The 14,545-nt window shown below is 51.1% G+C and carries 10 protein-coding genes; 4 read left to right on the top strand and 6 right to left on the bottom strand.

The window, feature by feature from the left end; genetic code table 11:
* Window positions 1-1,015 precede the first annotated feature (1,015 nt).
* Entirely contained in the window at window positions 1,016-2,107 is a 1,092-nt protein-coding gene (locus NNO08_RS18500; RefSeq protein WP_271457283.1) for a YadA C-terminal domain-containing protein, read from the top strand.
* A 146-nt stretch (window positions 2,108-2,253) separates the two neighbouring features.
* Here NNO08_RS18500 and NNO08_RS18495 read toward each other — a convergent pair whose 3' ends face one another.
* Together NNO08_RS18495 and NNO08_RS18490 are read right to left on the bottom strand one after the other, a co-directional pair.
* Window positions 2,254-3,564, bottom strand: coding sequence for a Y-family DNA polymerase (locus tag NNO08_RS18495; protein ID WP_271457282.1), 1,311 nt, complete (start codon window positions 3,562-3,564; stop codon window positions 2,254-2,256).
* Window positions 3,564-3,983: a translesion error-prone DNA polymerase V autoproteolytic subunit gene (locus NNO08_RS18490; protein WP_271457281.1), complete on the bottom strand. Its 420-nt coding sequence runs from the start codon at window positions 3,981-3,983 to the stop codon at window positions 3,564-3,566. The genes NNO08_RS18495 and NNO08_RS18490 overlap by 1 nt, the downstream gene beginning before the upstream one ends.
* A gap of 180 nt (window positions 3,984-4,163) precedes the next feature.
* Here NNO08_RS18490 and NNO08_RS18485 point away from each other — a divergent pair, with 180 nt between their 5' ends.
* Window positions 4,164-5,090 (top strand): DMT family transporter, encoded by a 927-nt coding sequence (locus NNO08_RS18485; protein ID WP_271457280.1) that lies wholly within the window; start codon window positions 4,164-4,166, stop codon window positions 5,088-5,090.
* Window positions 5,091-5,132: 42 nt separating this feature from the next.
* Here the strand turns inward: NNO08_RS18485 and cybB are convergent, their stop codons facing one another.
* Window positions 5,133-5,663 (bottom strand): cytochrome b561, encoded by a 531-nt coding sequence (cybB, locus tag NNO08_RS18480; protein ID WP_271457279.1) that lies wholly within the window; start codon window positions 5,661-5,663, stop codon window positions 5,133-5,135.
* 189 nt (window positions 5,664-5,852) lie between these two features.
* Between cybB and gap the strand changes: the two genes are divergently transcribed.
* Both gap and NNO08_RS18470 read left to right on the top strand, forming a co-directional pair.
* Entirely contained in the window at window positions 5,853-6,854 is a 1,002-nt protein-coding gene (gap, locus tag NNO08_RS18475) for a type I glyceraldehyde-3-phosphate dehydrogenase (protein WP_271442531.1), read from the top strand.
* Between the two features lie 126 nt (window positions 6,855-6,980).
* Complete coding sequence (locus tag NNO08_RS18470; RefSeq protein WP_271457278.1) at window positions 6,981-7,907, top strand: alpha/beta hydrolase; 927 nt, start codon at window positions 6,981-6,983, stop codon at window positions 7,905-7,907.
* Between the two features lie 54 nt (window positions 7,908-7,961).
* On the opposite strand, the gene aldA is transcribed toward NNO08_RS18470, so the two are convergent.
* The 3 genes from aldA to hrpA form a co-directional block, all read right to left on the bottom strand.
* Window positions 7,962-9,401: an aldehyde dehydrogenase gene (gene aldA / locus NNO08_RS18465; protein WP_271457277.1), complete on the bottom strand. Its 1,440-nt coding sequence runs from the start codon at window positions 9,399-9,401 to the stop codon at window positions 7,962-7,964.
* A 199-nt stretch (window positions 9,402-9,600) separates the two neighbouring features.
* Window positions 9,601-10,392, bottom strand: a complete 792-nt coding sequence (locus tag NNO08_RS18460; RefSeq protein WP_271457276.1) for a YdcF family protein — start codon at window positions 10,390-10,392, stop codon at window positions 9,601-9,603.
* A 126-nt stretch (window positions 10,393-10,518) separates the two neighbouring features.
* Window positions 10,519-14,421 carry an ATP-dependent RNA helicase HrpA gene (gene hrpA / locus NNO08_RS18455; RefSeq protein WP_271457275.1) on the bottom strand — a complete coding sequence of 1,301 codons (3,903 nt, stop codon included), beginning with the start codon at window positions 14,419-14,421 and terminating at the stop codon, window positions 10,519-10,521.
* Window positions 14,422-14,545 lie beyond the last annotated feature (124 nt).

Below are 14,545 nucleotides of genomic sequence, written 5' to 3'. Positions count from 1 at the left end.
ATTTAATATCAGTCGTTTAGATTAAGTTGCTCATCGCTTGCCATTCCACCATCAACAGCACATTGCAGCGCGAGAGCCTCCAGCGACCACTCCGGCACCGTTTACGTGTGATCAGCTAATCCCAGAGACTGGACCTAACAACAAGTACGAAGTGAATGCGGTTAGCTATGGGATTTACGAGAATGAATAATTAAATATATTGCCATACATCTTAATTACCCATTCGAAATCAATATTAATAGAACTTATTTTGGTTAATTAAAACTCACTGTAAAATACAATTTTCAATGAATTGCTGGCATAACGCTCCCTTGCCATTCATTCTATTATTGAGGGAGATTTATGTCATGGAATAAACACGAAGCGGTCTCGTATGCGCGAAGTCACACTCATCAATAAAGCCAGGACTATTGCGATCGAGCAGCAGCGATTGTTGATGCTTTACCAGGAACAACCCCGTACGGCACGCCTGTATTTACGATAGGTCGGGGACCGATGCACCAATAATTTAATTACCCAATCACTAACTCTGGGACTATTCTTAATTTTCTAAATAAGTAGAATTTTGGACACTTTCCAATATTGATTCTATCTGGTGCAGTGGTAATTTTCACTCAATAAAATACTAACTAATAAGCAACCCTATGTATCGCATAACAATAATAACCAGTGAAACATTTAACCATCGAATAACTATCAATGGCCTGCCAGGTGTCAAGGTATCCACCGCCCTTGGTCACCTCACGTCAAAGGAATCATAACCAGCTGATGTGAAAGAAAAGTAAACTGCAAAGTCGAGATGATAAAACCGTTTTCACTACGCAGCGGTCTATTTCAGCGCATCAGCTTTAATAATAAAAACACTGCATATGGCATCTGTTGAAAATGCCGCTTCACTCACAGGACAAGAGAACATCAAAAAACGCCAGATAGTATTCTATCTAATTTTATTTACGTTGAAGTTCAAACAGCGCTCAACGCAATCTTAAACACTTATATATTAATGATGACATGTATGAAAACCAACTTAATTACTGCTTTTATTCTTTCTTCTCTGCTATTGTCTGGAATTGCCGAAGCGGCTATCGGCACGACAACAAATGGTGTCACTACCTTCACCAAAACACCTAATCCTGTCGGCACCATTACTATTGTGGGCATTGATGGCTCAACTTACGATTTGGAAAATATCCACGGTGCTATTGCGGATCTTTCAGCAAATAAAGCCGATGTTACTCAGGCAAACAGCATTGCTGCCATAGCAAATACCAACCAACAGGCCATCACTCAACTCCAGCAGTCACAAGGTAATTTTGTCGATAAGCCAACTTATAATACGGATAAAACCACTCAGGCAGCAGTTGACCTACAACAGGGTAACGATATCGCACAAGCCATGCAGAGTGCAGGAAATGCACAGAAAACGGCAGACAACAACACTAACGCGCTCAAAAACAAGGTTGATACCACTGCCTTTAGTACCGATCAGCAGCGTCAGGATGGTGAATTACAGAAAGAAATCACCGATCGTACAGATGCGGATAGCCAGCTCAGAACGGCAATCGGCACCAAAGCTGACGCAGCCCAGGTTGCCACTAACAAACAGGCCATCACCGATGAAGTGAAGACAGAAGCAACGCATTACCAGACGCTGACTGCGGGCCTGTCCCAAAAAGTTGCAGCCTCGTCGTTCGCTCAACGCACGGCATCTGTCAATAAGTATCTGGCTGACGCCGCTGCTGAACGTGCAGCGACCAACGCGACGGTTGCGAAACATACCGACGAACTGGCCAATCATGAGCAACGCATCGAAACACTGGAGCAGAACACCAACGCTAACTTCGGTAAGCTGAAAAATGAAGTGGATCAGAACCGTAAACGCGCGTCCGCTGGCATCGCAGGTGTCGCAGCAATGGCGAATATCCCCCAGGTTATTGAGTCTCAGAGCGTCAACGTCGGCGCGGGTGTCGGTACGACGGATGGCGAAACAGCTTTGGCTGTCGGTTTCTCTGCCCGGGCATCAGAGCACGTTGTCGTTAAAGCGTCCGTTTCCAACGACACACAGCATAACTTTGTGGTTGGCGGTGGCATGTCTTATGGCTGGTAAGGAATAAGCCGTGGTCTGAACGCGAACTTATGGCGGCCACTGTTGGTATCAACCACCACAGTATTTGCAGGAATTATCAGGTAAATAACGGGTAATAGCATGAAAAAGGCAGGATATGTATCTTGCTTTTTCATGCTACCGAAATGTCAGAGACACGCAATCGTAGATGTGGCATTACACCGCTGGAGATCCCCCACCCGCAGTAAATCACTGTATCTCGTCGTATAACGAGGTGAGAGCATGTCTCGTTTCATTGCCCATGGTTGCTGTATCCCTTGTCCGGCAAACCAGAGCGTCCCTTTACCATTTTTAGCATTAAGAGTATCCAGAACCGCCATAAGTTTGTCGCTATTATGCCGCGGGACGTTTTCATCAAAAAGATTGAGCTGTGCCACACCGGAACTGAAAAAATCCCCTAACATCACGCCTGCTTTTTGATAATGCCGCCCCTCTCGCCAGATGGCGTCAAGGCAACGCGTCGCCGCACCAATAATATCCCGGCTGTCCTGGGTTGGTGTCAGTAGTTTTACCGACGCGTTGTTACCATAATAAGGTTCGTTATGGGCAAATGGACTGGTTTTAATAAACGTAGAAATGAAGCAGCAGAACTGATGCTCTCCGCGCAACTTCTCCGCTGCACGTGAAGCATAGGTGCAGATCGCCTCCCGCATGGCATGGTAGTCCGTGAGCCGTTCACCAAACGATCTTGAGCAGATGATTTCCTGCTTAACCGGCGCAAACTCCTCCAGCGCCAGGCACGATTCGCCGCGCAATTCCCGCACGGTTCTTTCCAGCACAACGCTGAAATGTTTGCGGATAAAGCGAATATCGGTTTCAGCCAGGTCACAAACCGTTTTAATGCCCATTGCATCCAGTTTCTTACCGATACGGCGGCCAATGCCCCAGACTTCATCTACCGGAACGGCGGCCATCAGTTTACGTTGGCGCTCGCTATTCGATAAGTCGACCACGCTGCCAGTCTGGTCCTGCCACTTTTTAGCCGCATAGTTTGCCAACTTAGCCAGTGTTTTGGTCTGGGCAATACCGACACCCACTTTAAGATGCGTTTTCTGCAAAATAGTGTCCCTCATCTCGCGACCAAAATCAGTAAGATCTCTGCAGTTCCTCACCCCCGTCAAGTCACAGAACGCTTCATCAATACTATATCTTTCCACGCGCGGAGAGAGTTCCTCCAGGATGGACATGACTCTGCTGCTCATATCCGCATACAGCTCGTAATTTGAACTAAAGCACGTCACGCCGTAACGGCGAAACAGATCTTTTTGTTTGAAGTACGGCGCCCCCATTTGGATACCCAGTTTTTTGGCCTCCGCGCTGCAGGCAATAACACAGCCATCGTTATTTGAGAGAACCACAACCGGTTTATCACAGAGATCAGGCCGGAAAACGGTCTCACAGCTGGCGTAAAACGAATTGACATCACAGAGCGCAAACATCAGCGGAGAGCCTTCACGGCATAGGTAACGACACCGAATACATTCAGTGATTCTTCACGACTGATAACGATCGGTGCATAAGCGCTGTTCATTGGAACGAGCTGTACCGTTGGATGAAGCTGCAGCCGCTTAACCGTGAACTCGCCATCAACGGCAGCGATAATAATATCGCCATGTACCGCCGTCAGCGAACTGTCAACAACCAGCAAATCGCCATCATCGATCCCCCCCTCAATCATTGAATCCCCCGCGGCTTTCACGAAGTACGTGGCACTGGGATGCTGAATTAGCAATTCATTCAAATCGATGCCCCGCTCGACATAATCCGCAGCCGGGCTGGGAAACCCGCACTGAACAAGGTCACTAAACAAGGGAGCTGTATTGATTTCGCGGAGATCCGCTGGCTTGAGAAACAACATAATGACTCATCCAATATTAACTGTATTTATATACAGTAGTTTTATCTGAGCAGTTGTTCAAGCAGCTTTTTGTGGCGCTATGGCTATTCGCCTGAATTATAACGACTCGTGTCTGCACAAAAGTATCGTGACATGAAACCGGGTATAGTAGCGCCATAACATCATCAAAACGGACACACTATGACTACCGCAGGGAAAAGCAATCCGCTGGCCATTGGCGGCCTGATCGCGCTAACGCTCATCTGGAGCTATAGCTGGATTGCTATGAAACAGGTCACGCACTACATTGGTTCATTCGATTTCACCGCACTACGTTGTTCTTTTGGGGCATTGCTATTATTTATTGTCCTGATGCTACGTGGACGCGGAATGCGCCCGACCCCGTTCAGGTATACGTTGGCGATAGCCTTGTTACAAACGTGCGGCATGGTGGGATTATCACAGTGGGCGCTGGTCAGCGGCGGTGCGGGAAAAGTCGCTATTCTGAGTTATACCATGCCCTTCTGGGTGGTTATTATGGCCGCCCTTTTTCTCGGTGAACGCATGCGTCGTTTGCAGTACGTCGCTATTGCGGTGGCGGCGTTTGGATTGATACTGGTATTGCAGCCGTGGCAACTGGACTTTTCGTCAATGAAGAGTGCGCTGCTGGCAATCCTCTCAGGTATCAGTTGGGGAGCCAGTGCGGTTGTCGCCAAACGGATGTACGCTCGTCATCCCAATATCGACCTGTTAGCACTCACCTCGTGGCAGATGCTGTATGCCGCGCTGGTGATGAGCCTGGTCGCCTGGCTGGTCCCACAGCGAACGCCTGACTGGCAGCCTGTCGTATTCTGGGCATTAGGGTATAGCGCCGTACTGGCAACAGCGCTGGCCTGGAGCTTATGGCTGTTTGTGTTGCGTAACCTGCCCGCCAGTATCGCCAGCTTAAGCACGCTGGCGGTGCCGGTTTGTGGGGTACTCTTTTCCTGGTGGTTGCTCGGCGAAGAACCTGGCATTATCGAAGGTAGCGGGATTGTGCTGATTGTTCTGGCGCTGGCCATCATCAGCCTGAAGAAACGCGCCACGCAGGTACAGCGCGTTGAAAAAGAGATTTCCTGCGAAAAATAATCACGGAGAAATAAAACACCCCGCATTACGCGGGGTGTTTTATCAGGAACGCTTACGCGGCATCATGCGCAGGAGCGTATTATCCTTCCAGAAATAGTGATGTAACAGAGCCGCAGCGGCATGCAGGCCAATGACAAAATAACCCAGGTTTGCCAGCGTTTCGTGCCATGATTTCAGCATATCGGCCAGTTCAAAATTGGTTTCTGCTGCATGTGGCATAACAATGCCGAATGCAACCCACGGATTTCCCCGGTTATACATCATCACCAGGCCAATAATCGGCAGCGCAATAAACAGCAAATAGATAACCAGATGCCCCAGATGCGCCATACCAGTCATCATCGGTTTCGGTTTTGGTTCAATCGGGGGGGCCGGATACTTAAGTCTGACCAGCAGACGCGCCACCATCAACGCTAAAATCGTGATACCACAGGAAACATGTACCATGTTGAACCCGGGACGATAGCTGCGCGGGAAAAATCCGCGAAACTCCATGGCACTGTAGGCCACAATGACCAACAAAAAGACCAGCCAGTGAATGCCAATTTGCAGGCCAGAATACTTCTTCCCCATAACACTTCTCGAATAAAAACAATAATGCGTCAACATAACGGGCTTTTGTTAAAAATTCATTAAGTTTTGTTCACTCATTTTCAGTCAGTTACGTTTAACCGCAAAAACAGCTATTGCCGCGGATGCCTGACTGGACTATGCCTGGTAGGGAAAATATGTCGTACCGTCTCATCCTGACAGGAGAAAACCATGAGTAAAATTGGCATTAACGGTTTTGGTCGTATCGGTCGTCTGGTATTGCGTCGGCTACTGGAAGTCAAAAGCAGCGTGGAGGTCGTCGCTATCAATGACCTTACCTCACCGAAAATCCTCGCCTATCTGTTAAAACACGATTCAAACTACGGACCATTCCCCTGGAGCGTCGACTTTACCGAGGACGCACTGATTGTCGATGGCAAAAAAATTGCTGTTTACGCCGAAAAAGAGGCCAAAAATATTCCGTGGAAAAGCACAGGTGCGGAAATTATCATCGAGTGCACTGGCTTTTATACCTCAACAGAAAAATCGCAGGCCCACCTGGATGCAGGCGCCCAAAAAGTCCTGATATCCGCCCCAGCAGGAGAGATGAAGACGATCGTCTTTAACGTGAATGACGACACGATGGATGCAAGCGATCGGATTATTTCTGTCGCATCGTGCACCACTAACTGCCTGGCACCGATGGCAAAAGCGCTGCATGACAACTTCGGTATTCAGCTTGGTACCATGACTACCATCCATGCCTACACCGGGACACAATCACTGGTTGATGGGCCACGTGGTAAGGATCTGCGAGCTTCACGCGCGGCAGCAGAAAATATCATTCCTCATACCACCGGTGCAGCGAAGGCGATTGGTCTGGTGATCCCGGCCCTGAGCGGGAAATTAAAAGGCCACGCCCAGCGTGTTCCGGTAAAAACAGGCTCTGTCACAGAACTGGTGTCGATTCTGGGTAAAAAAGTCACTGCGGAAGAGGTTAACAACGCGCTGAAAAAGGCAACGCTGAACAATGCATCATTCGGCTATACCGACGAAGAAATTGTCTCGTCAGATGTCATTGGCTCACATTTCGGTTCAGTATTTGATGCGACACAAACCGAGATCACCGAAGTGGGCGATCTGCAACTGGTAAAAACCGTGGCCTGGTACGATAACGAGTACGGTTTTGTCACCCAACTGATCCGTACGTTGGATAAATTTATCACGCTTTAGTGTTATGGCGGAGGATCGCCTCCGCCTCGTTTCATTTCCCGCTAATTCAATACGTTGTGAGTCTCTCCCCGTTTTCACCCCATTAAGTGTGCTATAGCTAACCTTTGCCACAAAGGGAGTACAGTAATGGAAGCACTGAGTCGTGAAACGTTAGAAACTATGATAGCGCAAGCCGTTGCCCACGCCGCCACCGTCTCAGTCTGGCCAATGGGTGAAGCCCCCGGAGCAAAAAACAGCGATGCGGTATTTACCCCCGAACCCAGACACACGGGAACCTCTCATTACGATCGTGCGGTAACCGGTATTCGTGCCCCAGAAATCACCGTCTACGCCCCCGCAAAACCGAATGGTGTGGGAATACTTGTCACCCCCGGCGGCTCTTATCGCCGCGTCGTGCTGGACAAAGAAGGCAGCGCGCTGGCGCCCTTTTTTAATGCCCGCGGTTATACCCTGTTTGTCATGACCTATCGCATGCCGGGGGATGGTCATGAGGAAGCGTCAAACGCCCCGTTGGCCGATGCCCAACGTGCGATGCGCTACATTCGGGCTCACGCACAGGAGTGGCGAATCGACCCTGATCGTATCGGTGTCCTCGGCTTTTCCTCCGGCGGTCATGTGGCCGCCAGCCTGGGAACACGTTTTGCTGAATCAGTTTATACGCCCATCGATTGCGTAGACGAACAACCCGCCCGCCCCGCGTTCATGGCGCTGGTCTATCCGGTGATTAGCCTGCGTGAGAATATTGCTCATCCTGGCTCTCGCCTTGAATTAGTTGGCACGACCCCCGAAGAGCAGGATCTGCACCGCTATTCACTTGAAGAACGGGTTGAGAACACGACGCCACCAACATTCCTGCTGCATGCCATTGACGATCCGGCGGTAAAAGTCGAAAACAGTCTGGCATTTTTTAATGCGCTTCGCGCACAGGGGGTTCCTGTTGAAATGCATCTGTTTGAACGCGGCAAACACGGCTTCGGTATTCGGGATACTCAAGGGTTACCGCTGGCCGTGTGGCCGGAAATGATGATGAACTGGATAGCCACAAAAGTGTGATGATTGTGCCGGGTGGCTCACAGGAACACCCGGCTTATACTTGGTGTATCAGTATCAGGACTGCAGATAAACCACCTGCGTTTGCAGATATTCATGCAAGCCATGCTTACCGTCTGCACCACCAATCCCTGACTTACGCCACCCCGCATGGAACCCCTGCATCGCCTCGAAGTTTTCGCGATTAATATAGGTTTCGCCAAACTTCAGTCCTTTAATCGCCTTCATCGCCGTGTTCAGGTTTTGCGTGTAAATCGACGAAGTCAGCCCATAGTCGCTGTCGTTTGCCATCGTCAGCGCCTCTTCCAGCGTATCAAACGCTACCACCGGCAGCACCGGACCAAACGTCTCCTCGTGCATAATCGCCATCTCCTGGCGCACGTCTAGCAGCAACGTCGGCGGGTAATAATAGCCTTTCCCCTCTATGGCTTTACCGCCCAGCACCACCCTGGCGCCCTCCTGCACTGCGCGCGCCACTTTCTGTTCCACACGTGCCAGCGCAGCCGCATTAATGAGCGGCCCCATCGCGATGTCATTACGCTCGGCCGGGTTGCCAAACTGGACGGCTTTCATTGCCTCTCCCAGACGATTCACAAACTGGTCATAGATGCCTTTTTGGACATATACGCGTTCGGCACAGTTGCACACCTGACCGGTGTTAATCACCCGCGAGTCAACAATTGCCTTCACAGCCAGCTCAAGATCGGCGTCATCCATGACGATTGCCGGCGCTTTGCCACCCAACTCCAGACATACCTTAGTGATATTTTTCGCTGCCGCAGCCATGATTTTCTCGCCCGCCACAACGCTGCCGGTCATGCTCACCATCGCTACTTTGGGGTTCCCGGCAAGTTCCTGACCGACCGTTTCACCGCGTCCAAGCACCAGGTTAAACACCCCGCGCGGCAGACCAATATCATCAACAATCTTGGCAAAGGCGATCGCATTATTCGGCGTGAATTCGCTGGGTTTAATCACAATGGTATTACCCGTCAGCAAAGCTGGCGCCAGTTTGCGGGCAATCAGGAAAAACGGAAAGTTCCACGGCAGAATGCCGGTTGTTACACCTAACGCACGCTTAAACAGCAGGATATTCTCACCCGGACGATCGCTTTGCAGGATCTCACCTTCGTAACGCCGTGCCCACTCCGCCATATAATCGATGTAGTCGGCGGTAAACGAGACTTCGACCTCGGCCAGCTGTTGGATCTTCCCGCCCTCTGCCACAATCAGCGCACTGATTTCAGTGGCGCGTTGACGTATGCCAGCAGAAATTTTGCGTAGCCAGTTTGCACGTTCAATCGCGGGTAGCGCCTCCCATGCCGGCTGGGCCCGCTCCGCAGCATCAATCGCTTTACGTGCATCTTCAGCGCGGCCATCGGGAATACGCGAGATCAGCTCTTCGGTCGCTGGATTGACGACATCAATCCAGGCATCGTCGTGCCAGGTCACAAACTGCCCATCAATATACATAGGATGTTGTACGGGTACTGACATGCGCTTCTCCTGTGATTGATTTGTTTTTAACAAGTAAAACTATTGTTAATTAATACCAATCATGCATGACGCATTACTGCTGGAATTGTCGTTCTGTGAGCCGCTTCATAAAAGCGTCTGGTAATGTCATGGTGAAGGGAAAAAACAGGCAGGATTTATGCCCGTTTGCGACAAAACATGCACAAACGGGCGGCAGAGATTACAGCGATCGGCTCGCCAACAGGTCAGTCAGCGCCGTATCGTTTTGCAGATGCAGCCACGCATCCTCAACTGTCTGCGGGATATCAACATGGGCGATAAAATCACGACCGCGAGGGCCATAGCCGGTTGCATCATCGCGTAGTCTCGGCAATTCGCCGGTAATCAGCGAAAGATAGCGATCCACAGACCACAGCCCCTCCGCAGTCGACGCGAAATCCACACCGCCGTTCTGTAGGGTCAACTCAGGGATAAAACCGGGAAAACTCAACCAGCGCGGCGCCTGCAGATCATCACGGGTTACACGCTGGAATGTCGCCATCGTGCGGCGTTGCATTGTAGGGTCCTGCACCACAATGACCGTGCGAATATTTTCTGTCGCCTGGTTCAGTAAGGCACAGCTAAAGCGTGCATTCTCACCGCAGTTTGTTGACTGGTCTTCCACCCAAATCGTCTCACCCGGAATTTGCCAGAACTGGTGCGCAATATCAGCCAGGATCGCCGCCTCTGCTCGTCCGCTGGTGCGGATGATGTTATAGCGCGGATGTTGAGCAATCGCGCTATACAGAAACGTTGTGGAATGGCCTATTCCCCCGCTAATCAGCAAGGGGATCTGATGTTCTTTCGCTATCTGGCAGGCCGCATCGATAGTCGGGATCACCGCATTCCCCGCCAGAACCACACAGTCTGCCTGAATAGCGGCGTGGTCCACAAAATCGCTCTGCGCTAACCATTGTCCTACGGTATTTATCGCCGCAAGGGTAGGCGCGGAAAGTGTTGGAAACTGTCTCATGTTCGTGACTCCTGGTCTTTGTTCTGTAGACCGGTGTAGGCCTGAAAAGCGCAGCACCAGCAGGCACCGCGCCTTATCTCGCCGGATGGCGGCGTCGCCTTATCCGGTCTACGGCACCACCACGCGTTAGCCTGAAATCTGCTCCATCGCCTGCAGAATACGTTTATCCGAGATGGGATATGGCGTGCCGAGCTGCTGGGCAAAGTAGCTGACACGCAGCTCTTCTACCATCCAGCGGATCTCTTTGACATCATCATCTTCACGCCGCGAAGGCGGCAGTTTATTGAACCACTGCTGCCAGGCCTGCTGCACGCTATCCACTTTCAGCATCTGCGCCCGATCGCGGTGCGGATCAATCGCCAGTTTCTCCAGCCGTTTTTCAATGGCCTGCAAATAACGCAAAGTATCGCCCAAACGTTTGAAACCGTTGCCAGTGACAAATCCACGGTACACCAGCCCGCCCATTTGCGATTTGATATCCGAAAGCCCCAGCGCCATGGTCATATCTACACGCCCTTTCAGACGTTTGTTGATGTTAAATACCGCCGTCAGGATCTGTTCGACCTGCTTCGCAATATCGACCACCGTGTCATTCAGCTCAGCCCGCACTTTTTCGTGCAACGCCGCAAAGCCCTCTTCCGTCCACACCGGGCCGCCGTTAGCGTCGATAAGTCTATCCACACCGCAGGAAATACAGTCGTCAATCAAATCCAGCACTTTGCCATACGGGTTAAAATACAGCCCCAGCTTCGCTTTGTTGGGCAGTTTCTCGTGTAAATATTTGATAGGTGATGGGATATTCAGCAGTAACAGACGGCGTAAGCCGCACCACATCGCTTGCTGTTGCTCCAGCGGATTATCAAACAGTTTGATGGCAACGCTGTCTCGTTCATCCACCAGCGCTGGCCATGCTTTCACTTTATAGTTGCCGCGTTTTTGCTCGTAACTTTCCGGCAGTTGACCAAAGCTCCAGATGTGCAGGCCGTTCTGTTCGATACCATCATCTGCCACCGCAGACAGCGTTTCCTGGACTTTACCCTTCAACGCATCTTTCAGAGCCTGCAGTGAGCGTCCTTCCTGCAGCTTTTTGTTCTTATCGTCGACCACCCGGAACGTTATTTTCAGATGATCGGGCACCTGATCCCAGTGCCAGTCTTCACGGTCAACGGTGACGCCGGTCATCCGGCGCAGTTCACGCTCCAGCGAATCCAGCAGCGGCAGTTCCAGCGGTGTCACACGACCTAAAAACGCTTCTGCATAGTTCGGTGCCGGCACGAAGTTACGTCGTACCGGTTTTGGCAGTGATTTAATCAGCGCAATCACCAGTTCACGACGCAGCCCCGGGATTTGCCATTCAAAACCGCTCTCTTCAACCTGGTTTAGTAACGGCAGCGGAATATGCACGGTCACGCCATCCGCATCAGCGCCGGGTTCAAACTGGTAGCTTAACCGCAATTTGAGATTGCCCTGATGCCAGAAGTTCGGGTAATCCAGCTTGCTGATTTTCTCCGCGCCCTCTTTGATAAGCATACTCTTTTCAAAGTTGAGCAGATCCGGTGTCTCGCGGCTGACCTTCTTCCACCAGCTATCAAAGTGTCGGGCGGAAACCACATCATGGCTGATACGCTGGTCGTAAAACTCAAACAGCGTCTCATCATCGACCAGAATATCGCGACGACGCGATTTATGTTCCAGCTCTTCCACTTCCGCACGCAGCTTGAGGTTGTCACGGAAAAACGCATGTCGCGTCTGCCAGTCACCTTCCACCAATGCATGGCGAATAAACAGTTCACGCGATAGTGCAGGATCGATCTGGCTGTAGTTCACCTTACGGGCGGCAACAATCGGTAAGCCGTAAACAGTGACTTTTTCTGTCGCCATCACCGCCCCCTGGGCACGCTCCCAGTGCGGTTCACTGTACGAACGTTTTATCAGATGCTGGGCAACTGGCTCCACCCACTCGGGATCGATTCGCGCGGCAATGCGTCCCCACAAACGGCTGGTTTCCACCAACTCTGCAACCATTGTCCACTTCGGCGGTTTTTTGAATAAACCGGAACCTGGGAAGATCGAGAAACGGGCATTACGCGCGCCGGTAAATTCCTGTTTATCCGCATCTTTCATCCCGATATGCGACAGTAATCCGGTCAGCAGCGCAACGTGGATTTCCCGATACTCAGCAGGTTCGCTATTGACCGGAATACCTAACTCTTTCACGACCTGACGCAGTTGCGTGTAGATATCCTGCCATTCGCGCACGCGCAGATAGTTAAGGAAATCAACCTTACACTGACGACGGAACTGGTTCGACGACAGCGCCTTTTGTTGCTCGCCGAGGTAATTCCACAAATTTACAAATGCAAGGAAATCAGACTCTTTGTCGTGGAAGCGGCGGTGTTTCTCGTCGGAAGCCTGTTGCTTATCCATAGGGCGTTCACGCGGGTCCTGAATGGACAGCGCCGAGGTAATGATCATCGCCTCACGTACGCAGCCATGTTTCTGCGCTTCCAGCACCATACGCGCCAGGCGTGGGTCCACTGGCAATTGCGACAACTGACGGCCCAACGGCGTCAGTTTATAAGCGGTTTGCTGCTCGTCGGTGGTAATCGCACCCAGCTCTTCGAGCAGGCGCACACCATCCTGAATATTGCGTTTATCCGGGGCTTCAACAAACGGGAATGCGGCAATATCCCCCAGACCCAGCGCCGTCATTTGCAGAATAACGGACGCCAGATTGGTACGCAGAATTTCCGGGTCGGTAAACTCCGGACGTGACAGGAAATCATCTTCTGAATAGAGACGAATACAGATCCCTTCCGATACACGACCACAGCGGCCTTTACGCTGGTTCGCAGAGGCCTGCGACACGGGTTCGATCGGCAAGCGCTGCACTTTGGTTCGGTAGCTGTAGCGGCTGATACGCGCCGTTCCCGGGTCAATCACATATTTGATACCCGGAACAGTCAGTGAGGTTTCTGCCACGTTAGTGGCCAGCACAATGCGCCGTCCGCTGTGCGACTGGAACACACGGTTCTGCTCACTGTTGGAAAGACGGGCGTAAAGCGGCAACACTTCGGTATGACGTAAATCCAGTTTGTTCAGTGCATCAGCGGTATCGCGAATTTCACGTTCACCACTCATGAAGATCAGAATGTCACCCTGACTTTCACGTCCCAGTTCATCAACGGCATCGAAAATTGCCTGCAACTGGTCGCGTTCGGTGTCATCCGCATCTTCAACAATCGGGCGATAGCGTACTTCTACTGGATACGTTCGACCGGAGACTTCGATAATTGGCGCATTATTGAAATGCTTTGAAAAACGCTCCGGATCGATAGTCGCCGAGGTGATGATAATTTTCAGATCCGGACGGCGCGGCAGAAGCTCTTTCAGATAGCCAAGCAGAAAGTCAATGTTCAGGCTACGTTCGTGCGCTTCATCGATGATGATGGTGTCGTACTGCATCAGCATCCGATCCTGCTGGATTTCCGCCAGCAGAATACCGTCCGTCATCAGCTTAACCATGGTGTTATCGCTGACATGATCGCTAAAGCGGACTTTATAGCCGATACAGCCACCCGGCTCAGTGTGTAGCTCTTCAGCAATACGATTAGCGACGGTACGTGCGGCAAGGCGACGCGGTTGGGTATGGCCGATCAGCCCCTTCACCCCTCGCCCCAGCTCCATACAAATTTTTGGTAGCTGTGTGGTCTTACCTGAACCGGTTTCCCCGGCAACTATCACCACCTGATGGTCGCGAATGGCTTCCAGAATATCCTGTTTTTTCTGGCTGACAGGCAGGTTTTCCGGGTAGGTAATTGTCGGTCGAGCGGCTTCACGCAGCACAACCTTACCGGCTGCCTGGTCAATCTCTTTTGCCATCTCCTGGTAAATGGCCTGTTGTGCATCAGGATTTTTAACCTTCTTCACGCCGTGCAGGCGACGAGAAAAACGCTGTCTGTCGCGCAGCATCAGCGATTCCAGCTGTTGCTGCAGGATATTGAAGGTTAATTTTTGTTGTTCTGTCATAGCGTTAGAGGGCAGTGCTCTGCCGGGTTAAATCTCTTGTAGATGATGGGTATAGAGTACCACATCGGCGCTTTTCATGTGTTGTTCAATAATTTCGAACATAGGATTCGATATATTGCGCTAT

Source organism: Citrobacter sp. Igbk 17 (assembly GCF_028069775.1).
Lineage (GTDB): Bacteria > Pseudomonadota > Gammaproteobacteria > Enterobacterales > Enterobacteriaceae > Citrobacter.
Note: the sequence above shows the minus strand (reverse complement) of the source record. Positions and strands in the feature narration are given on the sequence as shown.